The 20,329-nt window shown below is 55.5% G+C and carries 15 protein-coding genes; 4 read left to right on the top strand and 11 right to left on the bottom strand.

Annotated elements, in window-relative coordinates; genetic code table 11:
* Positions 1 to 906: 906 nt before the first annotated feature.
* From CEJ45_RS13365 to CEJ45_RS24815, 4 genes are all read right to left on the bottom strand, one after another.
* The gene (locus CEJ45_RS13365) at positions 907 to 1,230 is read right to left on the bottom strand and encodes a hypothetical protein (RefSeq protein ID WP_088755590.1); all 324 of its coding nucleotides are present in this window, start codon (positions 1,228 to 1,230) and stop codon (positions 907 to 909) included.
* A gap of 169 nt (positions 1,231 to 1,399) precedes the next feature.
* The gene (locus tag CEJ45_RS13370) at positions 1,400 to 2,647 is read right to left on the bottom strand and encodes a YagK/YfjJ domain-containing protein (protein WP_088755591.1); all 1,248 of its coding nucleotides are present in this window, start codon (positions 2,645 to 2,647) and stop codon (positions 1,400 to 1,402) included.
* Between the two features lie 365 nt (positions 2,648 to 3,012).
* Positions 3,013 to 4,335 carry a DUF3987 domain-containing protein gene (locus CEJ45_RS13375; protein ID WP_088755592.1) on the bottom strand — a complete coding sequence of 441 codons (1,323 nt, stop codon included), beginning with the start codon at positions 4,333 to 4,335 and terminating at the stop codon, positions 3,013 to 3,015.
* Between the two features lie 89 nt (positions 4,336 to 4,424).
* Positions 4,425 to 4,637: a helix-turn-helix transcriptional regulator gene (locus tag CEJ45_RS24815; RefSeq protein WP_158214916.1), complete on the bottom strand. Its 213-nt coding sequence runs from the start codon at positions 4,635 to 4,637 to the stop codon at positions 4,425 to 4,427.
* Positions 4,638 to 5,702: 1,065 nt separating this feature from the next.
* On the opposite strand from CEJ45_RS24815, the gene CEJ45_RS13385 reads away from it, so the two are divergent.
* Both CEJ45_RS13385 and CEJ45_RS13390 read left to right on the top strand, forming a co-directional pair.
* The gene (locus tag CEJ45_RS13385; protein WP_088755594.1) at positions 5,703 to 6,878 is read left to right on the top strand and encodes an FAD binding domain-containing protein; all 1,176 of its coding nucleotides are present in this window, start codon (positions 5,703 to 5,705) and stop codon (positions 6,876 to 6,878) included.
* 276 nt (positions 6,879 to 7,154) lie between these two features.
* Positions 7,155 to 8,081, top strand: a complete 927-nt coding sequence (locus tag CEJ45_RS13390; RefSeq protein WP_088755595.1) for a LysR family transcriptional regulator — start codon at positions 7,155 to 7,157, stop codon at positions 8,079 to 8,081.
* A gap of 9 nt (positions 8,082 to 8,090) precedes the next feature.
* Here the strand turns inward: CEJ45_RS13390 and CEJ45_RS13395 are convergent, their stop codons facing one another.
* The 3 genes from CEJ45_RS13395 to CEJ45_RS13405 form a co-directional block, all read right to left on the bottom strand.
* On the bottom strand, positions 8,091 to 9,755 hold the full coding sequence (locus CEJ45_RS13395) for a methyl-accepting chemotaxis protein (RefSeq protein ID WP_088755596.1): 1,665 nt from the start codon (positions 9,753 to 9,755) through the stop codon (positions 8,091 to 8,093).
* Between the two features lie 41 nt (positions 9,756 to 9,796).
* Positions 9,797 to 12,217, bottom strand: coding sequence for a putative bifunctional diguanylate cyclase/phosphodiesterase (locus CEJ45_RS13400; RefSeq protein ID WP_158214917.1), 2,421 nt, complete (start codon positions 12,215 to 12,217; stop codon positions 9,797 to 9,799).
* A 204-nt stretch (positions 12,218 to 12,421) separates the two neighbouring features.
* Positions 12,422 to 13,516, bottom strand: coding sequence for an alkene reductase (locus CEJ45_RS13405; RefSeq protein WP_088755740.1), 1,095 nt, complete (start codon positions 13,514 to 13,516; stop codon positions 12,422 to 12,424).
* Positions 13,517 to 13,622: 106 nt separating this feature from the next.
* On the opposite strand from CEJ45_RS13405, the gene CEJ45_RS13410 reads away from it, so the two are divergent.
* Positions 13,623 to 14,555 carry a LysR family transcriptional regulator gene (locus CEJ45_RS13410; RefSeq protein WP_088755598.1) on the top strand — a complete coding sequence of 311 codons (933 nt, stop codon included), beginning with the start codon at positions 13,623 to 13,625 and terminating at the stop codon, positions 14,553 to 14,555.
* 549 nt (positions 14,556 to 15,104) lie between these two features.
* Here the strand turns inward: CEJ45_RS13410 and CEJ45_RS13415 are convergent.
* Complete coding sequence (locus tag CEJ45_RS13415; protein WP_088755599.1) at positions 15,105 to 15,575, bottom strand: hypothetical protein; 471 nt, start codon at positions 15,573 to 15,575, stop codon at positions 15,105 to 15,107.
* 431 nt (positions 15,576 to 16,006) lie between these two features.
* On the opposite strand from CEJ45_RS13415, the gene CEJ45_RS13420 reads away from it, so the two are divergent.
* Positions 16,007 to 16,417 (top strand): response regulator, encoded by a 411-nt coding sequence (locus tag CEJ45_RS13420; protein WP_088755600.1) that lies wholly within the window; start codon positions 16,007 to 16,009, stop codon positions 16,415 to 16,417.
* Between the two features lie 58 nt (positions 16,418 to 16,475).
* Here the strand turns inward: CEJ45_RS13420 and CEJ45_RS13425 are convergent, their stop codons facing one another.
* Genes CEJ45_RS13425 through CEJ45_RS13435 form a run of 3 tightly spaced genes read right to left on the bottom strand, consistent with a single transcriptional unit; the run spans position 16,476 to position 20,216 of the window.
* Positions 16,476 to 18,212, bottom strand: a complete 1,737-nt coding sequence (locus tag CEJ45_RS13425; RefSeq protein WP_206601750.1) for a tannase/feruloyl esterase family alpha/beta hydrolase — start codon at positions 18,210 to 18,212, stop codon at positions 16,476 to 16,478.
* Positions 18,213 to 18,271: 59 nt separating this feature from the next.
* Positions 18,272 to 19,342: a maleylacetate reductase gene (locus tag CEJ45_RS13430; protein ID WP_088755602.1), complete on the bottom strand. Its 1,071-nt coding sequence runs from the start codon at positions 19,340 to 19,342 to the stop codon at positions 18,272 to 18,274.
* Positions 19,343 to 19,349: 7 nt separating this feature from the next.
* Positions 19,350 to 20,216, bottom strand: coding sequence for an intradiol ring-cleavage dioxygenase (locus tag CEJ45_RS13435; RefSeq protein ID WP_088755603.1), 867 nt, complete (start codon positions 20,214 to 20,216; stop codon positions 19,350 to 19,352).
* Positions 20,217 to 20,329 lie beyond the last annotated feature (113 nt).

Below are 20,329 nucleotides of genomic sequence, written 5' to 3' on the forward strand. Positions count from 1 at the left end.
AGCTATTTCGCTTCTTCTTTGCTTCACTCATTCTCGTCATCCCTTCCAGGACGACAGCTTAAATCAGTGTCTCAAATTCGGGGTCCACTTTAGGGAGTAGGCGTTGTTCAACTCCAAGCGGTGGCCGATCAGATCGTACTTACCGGCTTCAACATCAATCGCGGCAATTGCAAAAGCAAACTCGGAGGAATTTATCCTCTCCCGCTCACCTTCAAATACGGGCAAGGTGTGAAGCTCTTCGCCTTTAGCTGCAGCGTCAAGGAAGTTGTCTTAACCACCAATCAAGGGAGTTTCACCTATTCATTCCGATAGGATCAATTCCCGCACACAGCACTTTGCATTACGCGATTTTCTTCAATAAGAAACCGGAGGGCGCCCGACAAGTGCCACTCCGATTCCCTCATAGATCATTTCTTCACATGCGTGCCATTCCAATTCTCTTTATTTTTTGGCTTTTTGGATCATTTCTAGTTGGCCTAGCTGCCAAGTCTTCTGGAAGAAGCTTCCTTGTCTGGTTCTTCCTTTCGATGCTGGTCGATCCGATCCTGGGATTTCTTTTCCTTCAAGTGAGCAAAGGAAAATGACCAATGGCTATCATTATCGGACTACTCGCGATGACATATCTAGGGATGTTTGTAGTCATCGGCATATATGCGAAGCGAACTGGTAGAAGTGCGATATGGTGGATTTTTCTGTCGTTAACTCTGACACCATTCATCTCTTTGATTATTCTACGCGGTAGCGAGCTAGAGAGACGGCGGCGCATTACACGCTGACCGCCATCGCCACTGATTTATAATAAAAAAGCCCGCGAGATGCTACCCCAAAAAAGGTTGGATTCATCTCCGATCTTTGGGGATGAATTTCACCGATGGCATTTTATTTTCTGGTTTTAAGTAAATACTATCAACGTCTTTGTCCCGCCAACAACGCCTGCTGCATAGCTGATACTGGCCCTGATAGTTTCTCGGACTGTTCACGAGCTTCCTTCAAATAGCGCATGAGAGTCGCATGCGAGATGCTTAATCCATTCCGCTGCAGTATTTGCTGCAGCTGCTTGACGGTCAGGCCATCAGTCAAGCGCTTTTGGATGACCGGGTACAGTTCCAGGAATGCCCCCTTCTTCGGGTTACGAGGCGCAAGTTGATAGTCCTGCAGCGCTGCACGCAGCTTGTCAATATCAAAAGATTTATCAGCTTCGGTATCAGTCGTTTGAAAAGAGTGTGTCATTAGTAGTCCCTGTGCAGGTACATAATTAGGAATGGTGCCATTCGCGCTGTTCCGCGCGTCAACAAAAATCCGCCTGGAGTCGACCATAAGACGGACCGGCAATGGCCGCTCCAGGCTACTGAGATAGTTCGCATTTTCGCAGTCGAACCATCTCAGTACTCCCCAGTTACTACGAAGAATCCAAATCCACCTCCGCTAGGCCGTCCTTCTTTGATCGAGGACGTCCAGAGCGCTTCAAAGACATCTGACCGGTGCTAAAGGTCTTAGAGTGTGGAGACGCCTTGACCTTCGCTAGTTGGCTCTTCTTGGCCAAGTACAGCAAGGCACGCCATAAATTGGATAACTTGGCGCTATCCCAGTACTCTACGATCCCGCAGGCGGGCCGCTCGTACTTCTTCCGATTGCAGTTGAAGTAATACCCAGCACCCTCGGTGTGCTTTACCCAGGCGGCTCCCAGCCTCTCGGCCAGTCCAACATGATCAAATCCATTAACGACAGATCCGTCGTAGCAAAATGCGATATGCAGGTGATATCCTTCAATAGTGGCAAATTCCAAGGACCAGACACAGCCGACGTAGCCCTTCTTAAGCTGCTTATGATGACGAATACCATCCAGGTACTCGGTCCTCGCCTTAGCAATCTCGAAGAAGCTAACACGGTCAACGCCAAAGTCGATCTCATGGGCGCTGACTCCGTCCATGAAGTCCAGGTATTCGCGCTCTCTTTTTTCAATAAGCTCCTGCTCAAGATCAGCTAAGCGATAGGCCTCAAGAGGATCGCCTTTTCGCAGATGTAGATCCAAGCGTATCCAGACCATCCTCGCGGTCTTGCCTACAATCCACTTCAGATAGCTACGCAGCTTCTTCACGTTCTTATCCGCGTTACGCGACCACTGATTCATTCGGTAGGCAAGTTTGGTTTCCTTTGCTCTTTTCTTCAGATGCAAAATAAAAGCATTGGCCGTCTCGGCAAACTCTCTACCACTGGCATCCCCGCCTAAGTTTCGGTAGTACGCTACCGGATGATCACGGTACTCATTGATGACCAGGGAAACATCGGGAGCAGATGCCAAGTCACTATCCATCAACCGAGCAAACAAGGGCATCATCTTGATCATGCTAGCCATTTTTTGCTCTTCGTAGCTCCTTACGCCGTGCTTATTGATCTTCACGCGGTATGGCAGTTCTTTACCCTTGAATACCATCTCTGTGAACGACAACAAAGTGGAAATCAACCTGGTCTTGTTTGGAGTTATTCTCGCTGTTCCATCTTCTAGAAAGACCGTGTCTTTCTTCTGATGAAATAGCATCACAAGCTCCCTTGTGGGTAAATCATCTTTTAGTATCGTAGATAAGTCAGGAGCAGCACTGTCTACTTCATTTTCGCCAGCGCCGCTGCTATGCAGCTCAGCACTCATGATCAGTGCGGCACCACATGCCTTTGCAGGTGATTCATCGATTCATTTCCTTTCATTTCATCACAATCAATGAATTGATTGATGATGGTTGGTTGTGGACAGCTCAGATTGATATTTGGATGAATATTCAGATTGAATTTATTAGGTATGTAGTTTGAGTAAATTAAATAGATTGATTTTCTTTATCTTATTTAAAACCAGAAATGCCAACGTTTTGAGAGATGGAGAGTGTTCGACAAATGGCAGGCCAAACACCCTCCTTTTCCGAGGATTTATTTAACTGATGATCTTTCCGAGATATCTCTTAAAATAAATTAAAAATAATAAGAAATTTCTTCCCGGTTTCCTGCGAATCCCGGACGCGGCTAGCACAACTTGAAATGCACCCCTCCCGGTGTTTCAATCTGTTTTAAACGCCGTTCTTTGAGCAAACAGGCGATCCCATTACGGAGCCGCAAATTGCTCATCGACAGCTCAAGCCCCATGCTCTTCATCTGCGAAATTGGGAAGGGGCGATTCCGTCCTCGCCTGAAAAGCAATTCAGCGATACGATCGGCATCTTCCAGATGAAGATAGGATTTATCAGTACGCTCGAACAGCAAGCGGAAGTTATCGATATGCCAGATCACACGTTCTAATGCATTTTCGATCTCTTCAGCGGTAATGTCGCCGTCGACACCTTCAAAAGCGTGATCAACCGCCGCCATCCGGATCACGCGCTCGTAAGCACGAACTGGATAATTTAGCTCATCGAAGAACGGAGCATATTCGGCCACAACCGACCTGATGCAACGCTCAGCGGACTCGGCAACATGAGTAGCCCGACGCGACACCTTTAAGATTGGCCTCATGTCGTAACCCTTTTCTCCCTGCTTGACCCCTTCCTCGAAGAAATGGCGCATTGTCGAAAAGTAAGCTTCAGATGCTCGTCCCGGCTCAGCCGTTTCAAATTTCTTTGCACGAGCCACGTCATCTGCATCCACATAGACGACCGCAAACCGATTAAAGAATCCGGTACCGAGGCAAAGCGCTCCCATGGCAGAGTCTAGAAATTGATCTAATGGCTTTCTCTGGGTCGCGATCGAGATAGTCAAAATCGGTTTCACCGGCTCTGAGGAGGTGTTAGCCGTCAGACTCTTGTGCGGCTGGCCGCTGTAGCTACTATTAAAAAGAGAGACAGTCGCGTCATTTTGCTTAGCAAAGAACAGCGCGCCTTCGTCAACGCAGATCCACAGGTTCGGGTTCTCGGTGACTCGCTTCTTCATCCCAGCGAAAGAAGCATCATTACCTCTACACGGCGCGGTTAAAGGTTCAACGGGCTCTTCGCTAAGAAGCTGCTGCCGCCGCTGCTCAACGTCCTGAAGCCGTTCATTACGCTCCTCATCAGACATGTCATGGTGGGACTCAATCTGTTTGATCCGCCTAGTCAGACCCGATTGCCGTGCCTGCCAAGCGATAAGATTATCCTGATAACAACGCAACATCTCTCCGCGTTCTCGCTCGTGCTGCTGGACAAGTTCACCGTAGAACCGTCGTATTGCCTCACCCGCGTCCGTCTTGCCGCATCCTGGTGGTGCAACGATGAGACTATAGGTATTGAGCGGTCGAGGCATCTTGCTCTTGGGGTCTTCTACCTGAAAGCACGAGCCTGTTAGGTGGGTGGCACAATCGGACACGTGGGCTATCATCAATCGGTCTGCCACATCGGACCACGAGTTCTCTTCAAGAAAAAGGCGAGAAGTACGAGACAGAGTTTCAATAGGAGCCAATGGGGTCGTCACAGCACACCCCCTTCCATGTCATCACCGTTGCTCAGCAACTTTTCTTGATAGGCATTTAGCTCACTTTCAGACCAACGCTTTGAGCGCTTACCAACGGAGACCGGGCGCGGAAAAAACTCATCAAAATATTCCCCTTCTTCATTCAGCCTCTCGTATACCGATGAACGACTAATAGAAAACATCTCACAGACATACTTGATGTCTACCATGCGATTCTGCATATTCACTCCGAAATGCGCGACAGTACTTTGCGCTATTGCCGCGCGGATTAATCGATAAATTTTGGATTTTTGGTCGCGTAGGCCGAATGAACTCAAATGAGTCATGGAGCCGGGTGAGCAGCAAAAGCCGCTCTGAGTCGTTTGAAGGCGCAAGTCTTACGAGACACTACGCCTGACTCTAGGTGAATTTTTGTGGGATCAACTGCAAATTACTTGCGGCTGATTTTTAGAGAGGTGTACTGGCCGAACGTTAACGGCTTGGCTCGAAGAGGAACAGAACCTAGCTCAGCTCAGATATTTGTTCGCAGATCGAATTGACACGTCAGAGGTGCCAATCGACTCGCTAAGTGGCGTCAGTTTTGAAAAACAGGCCATTAATACGGTGTATGGTGGGTGCCTACAACAAAACTTTGTCGCAAGCTTTATGGCACTAAGTGCTCACGCGAACTCCCCATAGCACAGTCCAATAAGAGGAACCGTACCTAGGTCGCATATTTTAATTTTGATACTTCAATAAACCCTTCTTTCAGTTTTCACCAAGTAAATCCCATCTGTCTATTTCGGATGCAGTAAAACTATGATGAACGATTGCCCCTATGTAAGTCAAGCCGGGACAAGGACGAAATTTACACCAGAAAAATGGGTGAGCGGGGACGAATGGCATTCAAAGGTACGCCGATTTATCCGATAGCATCCAACGAAGCTCGACTGCAATCGACAGTCTTAGGGGTATTTTTAGGGGTAATTTTTTCGGCCAGAATGGAAAAGCGTCGTATATTCAAGACATTCCGAGTGCTGTTTGAGTGTCGCCGGCCCACCAAACATCAGTCCAGCTAGTTCCAGTGGAGTCTAAAATCCCCAAGAATTCAAACGCTTGGGGATTTTTTTCGTCTATCGGCAACCATTGAGGTCAAGGCACATGCCGCTGCGCTTGTATGCAACGGCATGCAGCAGGTCTTTGCAACCCGAGCAAAAGCCTTTTCTGCCCTGACGAGGTTCTCTCTTCAGCACATCTGCGGCATATTGAGGTCAGCAAAATAATGGCGACTCATCATGGCCCACCACTCTCCTGTCAACCCGGAATCCTCGGGACACCAACCTCGAGCCATCATCATTGGCGGCTCGCTAAGCGGACTATTCGTCGGCACACTGTTGCGTCAGATAGGCTGGAAAGTTGATATATATGAGCGTTCTACAGGTGATTTCGACAGCCGCGGCGGTGGTATCGTCCTGCAGCCTGAGGTACTGGAGGTCTTCAGGCGCATCGGGATCAACAAGCATCGGAAAGCCTGGGGTGTCCCTTCGATGGACCGCGTGGTGCTCGATAGGGGCGGGAACATCCGATCAAGACGATATGCACCGCAAATCCAGACCTCCTGGCCCCTGATATACGGTGCTCTCAAGTCGGCTTTCGACATGAAGCATTACCACCAGGATAAAACCCTCACCCACGTGGAACAGGACGATGGACTGCGCCATGTGACGGCCTACTTTGAGGACGGCAGTGAAGCCAGTGGCGACCTGTTAGTCGGCGCAGACGGCGGAAACTCACAGGTCCGTTCGCAAATCTGGCCATCGCAGCTACCCGGTTATGCCGGCTATTTGGCTTGGCGCGGCCTCCTGCCAGAATCAGCAATGACAAATTCGATGCGCTCCGAATTACACGGCAATTTCGGATTCGCGAACAATGTGGGATCACACATCCTGGGTTATCTGGTACCTGGGGCCGGCAACAGCATATGGCCCGAAGAACGTCTCTACAACTGGGTCTGGTACCGAGTCGCCAGTGCCACCCTGCTTGAACAGGTGATGCTGGACCGTGACGGACGACAGCGCGCTTATTCGGTTCCGGAAGGTCGACTTGCCGCGCGCTGGCGAGACTACTTGCATAAAGAAGCAGGGTCGCTCTTGCCGCCCCAATTTCAAGAGATTGTCCGCGCAACTGATGCACCATTTGTACAGGCCGTGCGCGATTTGGCTGTCGACAAGATGGTGACCGGACGAGTGTTGATCCTTGGCGATGCCGCTTCGATTCCACGCCCGCATACAGCGGCAAGTACCTTGAAAGCCGCCGCCAATGCCTTAAGCCTGGCTGATGCCTTGCAGGCCAACACAACCGATATTGATGCCGCGCTGGCAAGTTGGGAACCGCGCCAGGTTGCGTTCGGAAAACAATTGCTAATGCAGGGAATGAGGACCGGGAAGTTGCTGATGTTCCACCAGGCCTAGACAAAACAAACGGTATCTTCGTCGCCTTATCTGCTACGGTCCTGACCATATCGGGACGTTGACGCAACGCTCCCAACCTGCACAGCCAGCACAAACTACGCGTCTGGCCAGAAAGTACATCAACCGCACACCGCATGCTGCTGCCGCTGGCGGAGCAAGTCTTTTCCTTTCACATTACACCGGTACAATGCCTTCCAGCGGACGGGGTGCCTCCAGCTGGAGGAGCGTCTGCCCCTCATTGATCATTGATGCTGGTTTCAAAGGATATGACGCGGCATGGACAGGTTTTCTGAGCTCAAGGCATTTTCAGTTGTTGCCAGTACTGGCGGCTTTTCCGCAGCCGCCCGCAATCTCGGCATCGCGCCCTCATCAGTGGTACGTCTTGTCGATGCGTTGGAAAGACGTGTCGGCGTCAGACTGCTCAATCGATCCACCCGTACCGTGACACTGACTGACAGCGGACGTTTTTATTACGACAGCGTACTGCTCATTCTGGAACAGATCGAAGAGGCGGAGAATTTCGCCTCACAAGAAGGCGTACCGCAGGGACGACTGACGATCTCCGCACCGGTAACCTTCAGCACCATTTATCTGGGCCCGGCTCTTTGTGAATTGCAGCAGACGTATCCCAAGCTCAAAGTGCATCTCGACCTCAATGACGGAATCAGCGACCTGGCAGAAGACTCGGTGGACGTTGCCATTCGTATCGGCAAGCCCGTCCCGCACCCCGGCCTGACTACACGCTGGCTTGCCAGGCACGAGAGGATCATCTGCGGCAGCCCCGACTACTTCGATGAATTTGGCACACCCTTGGCACCAGCCGATCTTGCCAGGCATGATTGCCTCATCTTTTCGTATGGCGGCCAAGCGCACCAATGGCGATTCCGTCCCTTGGGCAACCCGGATGGATCTGTTCAGGCTGTTGACGTACGTGGCTCATTGTCGGTCAACAATTCCGAGATGCTACGCCAGGCCTGCCTGGGTGGTTATGGCGTAGCACTATTACCCGTCTGGCTAGTCATGGAAGATGTCCTGGCAGGTCGGCTGATGAGGATCCTTCCAGACTACGAAGCCAATCCCGGCCCCATGGACGTTGGTTTGTATGCGGTATATCCCCCCAATCGCGAAGCTGCTCTCAAAGTACAAGCCTTCATTGCTGTGTTGGAACAGCATCTTTCCAGAACGCTTCCGGTACTTTCGTAGCCCCGCCTTCTATGCGCGCACCAGCTTCAGATGTCGCGGTGGAACAAATACGGGGGGAGTCCCGTTTGATGGAGAGGATGCTTCTACCGGCCCTAGCGATACTGTGGGGTCAACGAGATCCCTCGCACCGAGCTGAAATTGGCTGACCAGTTGGGACAATACCGCAGCCAGATCTCGCAGACTGGCGGCAGAGGCTGCAGCCTCTTCCACCAGCGCAGCATTCTGCTGGGTAACGCTATCCATCTCCGAGATCGCTACGTTGATGTGACCAATACCAGTGCGCTGTTCAGTCGAAGAAGCGGAAATGGCCGCAATCATCGAAACCACTTCGCTCACGCTGTGCACGACATCGCTAATTGTGCCGTCGGCTTCCTTCACGATACTGGCTCCCATAGCGATGCTGGCTGAAGAGGCGTCGATGAGCCCCTTGATTTCCTTGGCAGCTGCGGCGCTTCGTTGCGCCAACACACGCACTTCCGATGCAACCACCGCGAAGCCCCGGCCTTGTTCGCCGGCACGGGCTGCCTCTACCGCAGCATTTAGCGCAAGGATATTTGTCTGGAACGCGATACCATCGATGGAAGAAATGATGGCTTCAATCCGTCCGGCGCTAGCGCTGATCATTTCCATCGTCTGGCTCACCTTCTGCATGGCCATCCCGCCTCGTCGTGCGAGATCTGAAGTCGATAATGCCAACTGGTTGGCGTCAAGCGCATGCTGGGTGTTGGAAGCTACCGTCTGGGTCAGCTGCTCCATGGACGCAGCTGTTTCCTCAAGGGAACCTGCCTGACTTTCAGTGCGGGCCGACAAATCCAGGTTCCCGCTGGCAATCTGCGTTGAGGCGGCCGCAATGGCCTCGGCACTGCCTCGGATAGAGGCAATCATCCGCGCCAGCCGGTCCTGCATCACGGCCATCGATGCGATCAGGCTGCTGCTGTCCCCCTTGCGCAACTTTACTGGCTGACTCAAATCTTGCTCAGCAATTCGCATCGCGACCGACACGGCATATTCGGGACTGCCGCCCAAGGTGCGGATCAGACTGCGATTGACCAGCGCGACAATCATCGAGAGCAACAGACTCACAAGCGCAAGCCCCCCTGCACTCCTCGCCAGCGAAGCGTAGAAAGCCTCCTCGATGTCATCCACGAATACTCCCGCCACCAGCGCCCAGCCCCAAGGTTTGTAGCTGACGATGCGCGCCAGTTTGGCCGAGGGCAAATCTGTCCCGGGACGCAGCCAAAGATACCGCATGAACCCTTCTCCTTCAGGAGAAGCGGCTAACCGGGCAATTTCCAAGAACACGGGGAAGCCCGCTGGGTCCTTGAAACCGCTCATGTCCTTGCCATCGTTCTCGGGCCGGCCTGGATTTTGGATCGCTGTCGCATTCATTCCGAGAATTGCGATGTAACCGTCTTTTCCATAGCGAATATTCTTGAGTACGGCCTTGGCCTGCCGCTGCGCCTCTTCAGTACTGAGATTGCCTTTTGCGGCTTCATCAGCAAAGCCCTCAACGATCTTCAAGGCGGCTCTATCCAGATTGGTCAAATCTGTTTGCCGCTCTTCGTAACGCTGCTGCCGCGCCTCCATGATGTGAAGCAAAGACACGGCACACAGGCAGCAAAGGCTGGCAAGCAAAGGAAGCCAGAGTTTTTTCTGAAAGCTTAGCCTGACCATACGATTTCCTTTTTTTGAGATGAGATGATAGTTCCCGCCTGTCACGCAGCGCGGATAGCGGGGAAAGGCAGCTGCTGACGAGATAGGACTGCTGCTGCCTCTTCATGAACGATGCCTTGGCCAAAATAGAAACCCTGCGCCTGGTCGCATCCGTGATGACGGAGAAAATCAAGCTGCACGCTATCCTCAACGCCTTCAGCAATAATGTTGCGATTCATTGCATGCGCCAACGCGATGACTGCCTTGACGATCTCTGCATCGTTGCCATCGATCGAGATATCACGAATGAAGCTTCGATCGATTTTCAGCGTATGTATCGGAAAGCGTTTCAGGTAGCTCAGGCTTGAATAGCCAGTGCCAAAGTCATCTATTGCCAGCTGGAGGCCGAACGAACTCAGTGCATTGAGAATCTCTACAGTTGACTCTGGCGAATCCATGATCACACTCTCGGTGATCTCCAAAACCAGGCAACGTGCTGGGCACTTGCTTGCAGAAAGCACCCGGCGCACCGTATCCACCATATCGGCCTGGCGAAACTGGGTAGCAGAGAGATTGACCGACATCTTTATGTCGTCCGGACAAAGGCCAGCGCGTTGCCATGCCACCAGTTGATGGCATGCGGTCTGAAGCACCCATTCTCCGATCTGGACGATCAATCCGGTCTCTTCGGCCAAACCGATGAATTGGTCCGGCGGAATCACCGCCTCGCCCGGAGGTTGCCAGCGCAACAGGGCCTCAAAACCGATAATGCGGCCGTCAGCAATACTCACTTGTGGCTGATACACCAGGTGAAACTCTTTACGCTCCATCGCGCGTCGCAACGCGGCATCCATACGCAGGAACTGAAGGGCGTCCTTGCTCATTTCGTTGACGTAGAAGGTATAGCGCCCTTTCCCGCTTTGCTTCGCCTGGTACATCGCGGTGTCGGCATTTTTGAGCAAGGTGGCGCTATCGGTACCATCCCGGTCATACAGGCTGATACCGATACTTCCACCGAGGAACAGTTCGTGGCCGTTGAGCAGCATGGGGGCGCAAATGGCCTTGAGTATGCGGTCGGCAACGAGAGCAATATGGTGCTGCTGACCAGCATTGACCAGAACCACGACGAACTCGTCGCCACCGAGACGCGCCACGGTATCACCAGGACGAACACATGCCAGCAAGCGTCGTCCGATTTCGATGATCACCTGGTCACCCACATCGTGGCCGAGACTGTCGTTGATGTTCTTGAAGCGATCCAGGTCGACAAACAGGACCGCCAACGTTTGCCTGGATGGGTACGCCTGCCGCGACTGCTCAATCGCCATGGCCAGCCGGTCCATCATGAGGCTGCGATTGGGCAGCCCGGTCAGGTGGTCATGACTGGCCAGATGACGCATGCGGTATTCCGTCGCCTTGCGTTCGGTTATATCCTCGATAGCTGCGATGAAATGAATCTCACCGCTACTTTCGCGCATTGATGAGACCGTCACCTGTCCCCAGATCGACTCGCCATCCTTGCGGACATAGCGTTTCTCGCTCACGTAGTCCTGGATCTCTCCGTTGAGGATACGTTGCGTCATCTGGTCGTAATCACACTCTTCCTCCGGGTCGGCCAAATCGCATAAATACAAGGCCTGCATCTCGGCTGCGTCGTAACCCAGTACTTGTTGAAGTTTTCGGTTACTGCGCAAAATGCGACCGCTGGCGTCAAAATGCACCAGTCCGACCGCAGCCTGATGAAAAGAGAGCCTGAAACGCTCTTCGCTGTCTGACAGCGCAGCTTTAGCTTCCAGTACACGCGCAATATCATGCGCCACCAGCAGCAGTAGCGACTCGTCACGATCATTGAAGCGAGAAAGGCCGAGCTGGTATTGCTCACAATATCTGCGCCCGTCCTCATCCATCATATTGATCCCCTGGTGCGGTACGCCGCTGGCAAGCACCTCCTTGGCAGCGTCATGCAGAGCAGGTACCTTCAATAGCGTCGATAACGCCACACCGTCCACAGATTCATCCGGAGACAGGTCGAGAATCCGACGCATCACAGGATTGATAGTCCGGATGCGGAACTGGGCATCCATGACCAGCAATCCATTGGGGGTGTAATTGAAAATGTGCTCCGCATAATTCCGGTAGCGGTCCAACAACTTCCATTCAGCGGAGAGACTCGCCTCGATAAGAGTGCCTGCGTCGTGCAGTGCCTGGGCAAGAATCATGTTGAGGGATTCGATGCTCTGGCTGGTATTTCGAAGCTCCACTTTTTGCAGTGTCGGGATCAGAGCTCGCAGGTAGTCCCGACAATCCTCTACATGGGCCAGAGCCAGATGGGGTATTCCCTGCCCCGCGTTGTCCAGAGCGCGCTGCAGACATGCCAACGTCTCACTGCGTCCGTCATGCATCGCATCGGGAGGATTGACAGGCCCGCGCTGCATCAGCAACGATCGCCCGATACGCATATTGCGCGCTTCCTTCTTGAGCAAGCGCCGCATTCGCAAAGTGCGGGGTAAGGAGCTGAACTGTCCTCGCTGATCAAACTGAGTGCCATGGACTTGACGAGGGGTGATAGACAAGTGGGGTAGGCGCAATCTGGGGTTGCGATTCATAAGGTCACGCTCCGGCAAGAGTTGAGAAGACGATGCGGGATGCCTGCGCAGGAACGCCACTCGTGATGGCCCTGCGTACAGTCAGCTCAGGCTGGGGTAATCGGTGTAGCCGACATGGTCCCCGCCATAGAACGTAGATGGATCGGGTTCGTTGAACGGACCTCCCTGCGCAACACGCATCACAAGATCCGGATTGGCGATGTACTGGCGACCGAAAGCCACGACGTCTGCTCTTCCCGAAGCAATCAATTTTTCGGCGTCTTCGAAAGTCAAGCCGCCATTTGCAACGAGCATGCCGTGGAAATTCGGACGCACAATGTCCAGAATCTGCGGCATGTCCTTGATTCCGCCCCATGCATTGGTATCTGCAGCATGCACATAACCGACCCCATATTCATTGAGCATCTGCGCCACATAGGTGTACGTGCGATGCGTATCACCATCAATGGCATTGTTATACAGGGCGAAGGGAGAGAGGCGCACACCAATCTGCTGTGCTGATAATTCTTTCAGTACAGCTTCGATGACCAACCGGAGGAAGCGTGCCCGGTTCTCCAGGCTGCCGCCGAATTCATCTCCCCTCCGATTGACATGGGAAGAGAGGAACTGCTGTGGAAGATATCCATTTGCCGCATGGATCTCCACACCGTCGATCCCGGCCAATACCGCGTTGCGTGCGGCGGTACGAAATTCTTCTATCGCCTGGTAGATCTCCTGGACGTCCATGGCGCGTGATGGGGAAGCTGCGATACGCGTGTAGTAACCATTGCGCAGAGCGCCATAGACCTGCAAAAGACCGAGGTCTTCGTTGATCCCGGAGGGTGAGAGAGGTGCAGCTCCGTCAAGCAGGGAGTAGGAGCTCACCCGACCGCTATGCCACAACTGAACAAAGAGCTTTCCTCCCGCCTCATGGACAGCGCTGGCGACCTCACGCCAGCCGGCCGCCTGGTCTGAATGGTAGAGACCTGGCGCATTCTCAAAGGCGGACGACATCGGGGACACATTGGTCGCTTCGGTGATGATGAGTCCGGCCGAAGCGCGCTGCCGGTAGTATTGCGCGGTCAGCGCCGTAGGCACGCCATCGGAACCGACACGGGCGCGTGTGACTGGTGCCATGGCGATTCGGTTGGACAGGCAAAGTGAGCCAATGTTGACTGGCCGGAGTAATGCGTTCATGGTGAGCCCCCGTTGGGTGTAATGAGCGCACACTCTAACTTTCCAGCTCGGCGCTGATAATATCTGGAAATTGACGAAGGCTCTTGCGTAGAACGCAAAGGTGCTCATGAACAAATTTTCCGAAATGCAAGCATTCGTGGCAGTGGCCGACACCGCGGGTTTTTCCGCTGCCGCCCGCCAGATGGACCTCGCTCCCTCTTCCGTGTTGAGGCTGGTGGATGCATTGGAAGAAAGGCTCGGTGTAAAGCTGCTCCACCGAAGCACACGCAGCGTTACGCTCACCGAAGGTGGCCGCGAATTCTATGAACGGGTGGTCGCTGTTCTGCAGCAGCTGGAGAGCGCTGATGCGCAAGCTGCCAATCTGGAGCAGGAGCCACATGGCGTTTTGAAAGTCACGGCTCCGGTGACCTTCAGTACGCTCTATCTGGCACCCATCTGCCGCGAGCTACATCGTCGCTATCCTCATCTGCAACTTGATTTACAGTTGAGCGACGGGATGAGCAACATGATTGACGAGTCTATCGATGTAGCGGTACGAATCGGCGTGCTGGGCGACCAGCCCAATATGATCGCTCGCAGGCTGGCCGCGCATGCCCGGGTCATCTGTGCCAGTCCCGATTATCTGCGCACGCACAGCCCGGCAGAGCGGCCCTCTGACCTGCTGGCGCACAGCTGCTTGCAGTTCAGTTACGATGGGCCGCGCAGGGGATGGCGCTTCCGCCACCACGAGGATGACAGTGCAGATATAGAAGAGGTTGACGTCCAAGGAAATTTTTTCGCAAACAACGCGGAGATGATCCGTCAGGCGGCCATCTCCGGAAGAGGCGTGGCTATGCTGGCTCGATGGCTGGTTGGAGAAGATTTGCGTGCCGGACGACTGGTTTCCATGTTGGACAATTACGAAGCAAATCCTGGCCCGATGGACGTAGGGATCTACGTCATCTATCCAGCTAACCGGCGTGGCTCGGTAAAGGTCAAGGCCTTCATCGAATTGCTGACAGAACAGCTATCCTCGCATCCCGGCGTGATGGAAAAATAATCCTCATCACCTCATCCCCATGCTCCGGTGGTGGGTTGCAATATCTTTGCCAGCGCGACCAGAATGCCCCAGGTTCAGACTTCCGGGATTGCATCGGTTCCTGATGCTCATTGGAATAAAAAAATCCGCACACGGGATAGCCCCATGTGCGGTGAACGCCAGAGGGAAGTGCTGGCGGGAGACATACATCGGATAACACACAGGAGACATGGGTGCCGATGGCACATGATGCTGCCGCCCTTCGCCTGGCCGCTGACAATGCGTCATGCATCATTTGAACGCTGGCGAAATTTACGGAATCATTGCATCCAACAACTTTAAAAAAATGAGATGAAATGGTTCATGCCGTTTCCTGAATATCGCTGGCCAGTTGAGTCGTACCAAGCATAGGGCTTGCAGCAGCATTCGCGTCAGGGAGGGAGTGTCTCAGAGCCGTCCAGCGATCGTCTAGTTATACCTAAGGATGAGCCCGCACTCTCCGCTCTTTTATTTTGATGGAATCCCGATTCACCGCGGGGCAAGAGAGGCCAGGGACATGTCTGGCGCATGCTATTTTCTTCCCCTGTGCAATTTGCGGGAGAAGAAATCGAGCAGCGGATCCTTGCAGGGAAGCAGGCTTAACGTTCTGGTCCACTTGCCCGCAATACAAATTTCGATGTAGAGCCGCCGTCCGTCAAGGAACTCGGCGCTTCCGTTGAAATGATTCTCATCGAAAAAAAAGAGAACGTGCGACGAAAGAGGCGCAATCGTTATGCGGTGCGCCCCCGATTCGGCTCGGTCAATCTCTTTAACGTCGCGCTGGTGTCGCAGACCCGATGCCATGTAGATCCTCCAATGCGTAATGATGATCGGACGATCAGTCACATTGTGCAGATACACTTTGTTTCCCAGCTTTGATGTCGAGGACAAGGCCACGCTAGCATCGATCTGGCGTAGCGCTCGCCACCGCTCCACGATCTTGATCAGCACCAACGTTGCCGACGTCGTTGCAGCCCATCTTGCCAATGCGTGCGAATCCATTACCCCTCCAAGCGAACGCGTGACTTCTCAATCCAGTGACCGCCCCGATTGCTGAGTGCGCATTCATTGACGGCATACGCATTAAAAGCACAGTCGAGATGTTGATGCACTTCAAGCGCCAGATTATCACCGACGGACTTGGACTTTTCTGTAACACCAAGGTATGAACCAAGCAGGGCTTTGGTTTGAATGGTTCCTGTTTTTCAGGATTGCCCATCGTGGCAACAGCAGTTGCTTTGGGCGCGCGCATGCAATCACTTGCGCGGTTTGATCAGGACGATTGCGCGTTGCCGATTGCAATCCGGCATGTCACAAAAAAAGAGGTCTGATACCAACGTATGATTTTTCACAACAGGCCCACTTGCTAATCTTCATCGCATGGTCGCAGTTCCATGCGACCCCACCGCGAGACTCGCAAGAAAGGACGGCATATGGCCACCGCAGACCTCCACTTCCTGATCGTTGATGATTTCGCTCCGATGCGTCGCATTGTCAGCGCACTGCTCAAAGACATTGGCTATTCTCGCCAAACGGAGGCAGATGACGGCAGCACGGCGTGGAAGATCCTGGAATCTGGGGCCAGTTCCATCAACTTCGTTTTGACCGATTGGAACATGCCGCTCTTGGATGGGATCGGGCTGCTCAAGAAGATCCGCAGCAACCCTGACCTGGCGCATCTCCCGGTGATCATGGTTACTGCTGAGACCCATAAGGACAACATCCTCCATGCTGCAGAGTGTGGAGCGGACGGCTATATCGTCAAGCCCTTCAACGCAGATACGCTGGAGCGCAAGATTCGCAAGATCACGGCACGCAGGGAGCAGATGCTGGCGATTGCCTGAACCGATGTACGAAGGCGTGCCTCACGTCCGGCGTACGATCTGTCAGGCCTCGGCTTGATCACCGCACCACACAGACAAAACTCCCCGCCTCATTGACCGACCCGCTCCCGCGATACTGCGGCCAAGCCGGATACCGGCACAACGGCCGGCTGCGGCCCGGTACCACGGTGGTATCCACCACGATCTGATCCACCGGTGCCTTCCCCTGCTCCACCCATTGCTCCAGCGCCGTCAGTGAATCCCAGGACGCATTGAAAGCCGTACCGAACACATGCCCATAGCCGGGGATTTCGTAGTAGCGCACGAAGCCTTCAAGCTGATCTTGTCCCATCGCTTTCTGCAAGCGCCCCAGATACTGCCGCGTAGCCTGCGTGCTGACCAGCGCATCGGCCGTACCATGCGCGATCAGGATCTTGCCGCCCTTGTTGCGGAAGGCCGAGAGATCCGTCTGGTTCACATCCTGCAAGCCGTTCAATGCCACCACCCGCGCCTGGTATTGACCGGGCCGCAGCGGATCCAGCGCCAGCGGATTGAAGTTCACATCGCGCGTAACGAAGTAGCGCACCCACTGGTCCCAGAAGGTACTGTGATACGGCGGACTGCTTTTGCCGCTCACAGCCGGCATCGGATTGGCGGGCTGCTCGGTGCCCAGCCCCAATGTCTGGATGATGGCCTGGAAAGGGCTGCCCGTACCCGTGCCCCAATCCGTGCCCCAGGTGTTGAAACCGGGATAGCGCGTCTCGCCGCTGGCCAGTGGATAAGGCAACTCCAGCGGCGTGCTGAAGACCTTGAAGGTGGCGATCTGCGCGTCCGACAGGCAGCCGTCACCGCCTTCTGATCCGCCCTCGCAACGCAAGGGCTTGCCGTTCACCGACGCCGTGGCCGGATCGAAACGCGCGTTGCAGGCATCGACGTTGCTGATGACGCCATCGGCCACGCCGTCGAGGCGGTCGCACGTCGCCATGGCGGCATCGAACAGGAGCTTGCGCTTGGCCGCATCGGGATAGGCTCCCGGCTGCGCCATGGCCTGCGTCATGCGGCCGAACTGCAGGTTCAGCGCGACGGCATTCCAGGCCGGATACAGGGCAATCACGCCATCCACATCGGAGTGCCACCGGCTGGCCATGGCCAGGGCTTCGCGTCCGCCCGTGGAGCCGCCGGCGAAATACACGCGCGCCGGGCGCTTCCCATAATGCGCGGTGACAATCGCCAGCGCCGCGTCGCGCGTCTTCTTCAAGGCATCGCCCGCGAAATTGCGCAAGGCTTCGTCATTGCTGCCAAACGAACCATCGCGCGAGGTGGTGGCATTGGCCTGGTGGCCGGAATCGCTGGCGAAGGTGGCATAGCCGCGCCCCAGGGGACCGGGCTGCGTGGCCGCACCGGCGGGGACGTTGGCGGCGACATCCGGAATGGTGCCGTCATAGCCGCCACCACCGAACATCAACGCCTTGCCATTCCATTGCGCCGGCAGGTCCACCTGGAAACGGATCGCCGGTGCAGCGGGATCTACCGGGCTGATCTCGCCGCTCACCTTGCAGTAAGCACCGATGGCCTTGGCCCCCTCGCCGCTGGCGGCCACCGTGTCGGTCGCAGTCACGCGCGCGCCACCGGTGGGCAAGCCGATGGCCGCAGCCGGGAGCGTCATCTCGCGCAACTGGCTGCAGCTTTGTGGCGTGCCCGCCGACTGATCATTGGCAGGCTTTTCAGGTGCGCTGCTGCAAGCGGCCAGCAACGCGATGAGGAAAGGACTCAACAAGGCCGGATGCAGCATCGGCCTGCGGGTGGTTCGTGGCATGGCGGTCTCCTGGTGGTTTGAACGTCGTCTACGTAACGCTTGCACCGCCACACTATACGTCACCCGGGCGCACGCCCCTGCCAGGCGTTCTCCAGCAAGGCCCGCAGCGCCACGCGCTCCAGCGGGCGCGGATTGGCATAGGCATTCTGCAGGGCGATGTCGGTGCAGCGATCCAGCTCGTCATAAGGCATGCCCAGCTCGCGCAAGGACAGCGGGGCCTGCAGCCCGGCAGCCAATGCATGCACGCCCTGCGCGGCATCGTCGGCCCCTAAAGCCCGCGCGATGCGCTGCATGGCTTCAGGTGCAGCTGGCGCGTTGTAGGCCAGCGCGTGCGGCAGGATCACGGTATGTGTTTCGGCATGCGGCAGGTTGTAGCTGCCGCCCAGGGTGTGGCACAGCTTGTGATGCAGCGACATGCCGACATTGCCCAGCACCGTGCCGCACAGCCAGGCGCCATACAGGCATTGGCTGCGGGCAGCGATGTCCTCGCTGCGCACGACCAGCTGCGGCAACCCCGCGGCCAACGCACGCAATCCCTCTTCGGCCAGCAGCGACATGATGGGATTGGCGTCCGGTGCATAGAGGCCTTCGGCCGCATGGGCCATGGCATTGATGCCGCTGGTTACCGACAGCTTCAGCGGCAAGCCCACGCTCAGTTCGGGATCGTAGATCACCGTGCGCGGCAGCACGCGGGCTGCGCGTCCGGTCTTCTTGAGGCCGGCTTCGGTGATGCCGTAGATGGGCGTCATCTCGCTGCCGGCATAGGTGGTCGGGATGGCCAGGATGGGCAGCTCGGACTCCAGCGCGATGGCCTTGCCCAATCCCATGGTGGAGCCGCCACCGATGGCGATGGCGCAATCCGCACCGAGTTCGCGTGCAACTTCGCGGGCATGGCGCGCGGTCTCGATGGGCACGTGCATGACAGCCTGGTCAAACACGCCGGCACAACGATCCCCGATCAGGGCCGCAACGCGCTCGGCCTCGGCGCGCTGGCCGGGTGTGCATAGCACGAGGGCGCGGCGCGCGCCCAGCAGCTCGGTTTCGCGCACGAGGTGCTGCAAGCTGCCGGCCCCGAAGATCACACGGGCGGCAGCGCTGGTATAGGTGAAGCGATGCGTGGGCAAGGTCATGGCAGGGTCAGGTGCGCTGGGGATTGAGGATGAAATCATAGTCCAATGTGTAGAACGGCTGGTCGCACAGGCTGCCATCGGGCGCCGGTCCGGCCTCGTGGCGCGGCCAGTCGGCAATGAGCGTGGAGCGTACGCCGAAGACGGCATCGGACTCCAGGTATTCGTCGCCCCGGCGGAAGACGTGGGTGATCAGCGTTTCATGGCCCTCGGCCTGGATGCGGAAATGCAGGTGCGCCGGCCGCCACGGATGACGGCCCAGGGTCTCCAGCATCTTGCCCACCGGCCCGTCATGCGGGATCGGATAGGAATTGGCAAGGATGCTGCGGAAGTGGTAACGCCCCTGCGCATCGGTGTGCAGCGTGCCGCGCGCCTGCAACTGGTCCAGGTCAGGATACTGGACGTCGTAGAACCCATCCTCATCGGCTTGCCACACTTCCATTTTGGCATGGGCGATGGGCTGGCCATCCAGCCCGCGCACGGTGCCGCTGACGAAGCAGGGCTGACCCTTGGCGCCGTTGGAAATATCCGCGCCCAGGGGATAGATCGGCGAGTTCTCCACATGGAAGGGACCGAACACGGTGGCTTCGGTGCAGCCGGCCGGCTTGTGGTTCTGCTGCGCCATCACCAGGGTCGACAGACCCAGGGTGTCGGAGAGGAGGATGAATTCCTGGCGCTTGTCCGAGCAGAGCTGGCCGGTCTCGGTCAGGAAGCGGATCCCCTCGAACCACTCCTCCTCGGTCAGTTTCACCTCGCGGGCGAAGGCGTGCAGGTGCTGCACCAGGCTGGTCATGATCTGGCGCAGTCGTTCGTCGGGCATGCCGGCATGGCGCGCCAGCACAGCCTGGGTGATGGTGTCTTCATTGAGATTGAGCATGGTCTCCTCGTCGTTGTTGTCATCAGACTGATTTTTCCGCTGAGCGGTAATATAGGTCTTATCTTTTCGCAGATATATGACGAAAGTGGAAAACTGTTTTCCACTTCAGACCG

The sequence above is a fragment of the Herbaspirillum aquaticum genome (assembly GCF_002213425.1).
GTDB classification, from domain to species: domain Bacteria; phylum Pseudomonadota; class Gammaproteobacteria; order Burkholderiales; family Burkholderiaceae_D; genus Herbaspirillum; species Herbaspirillum aquaticum.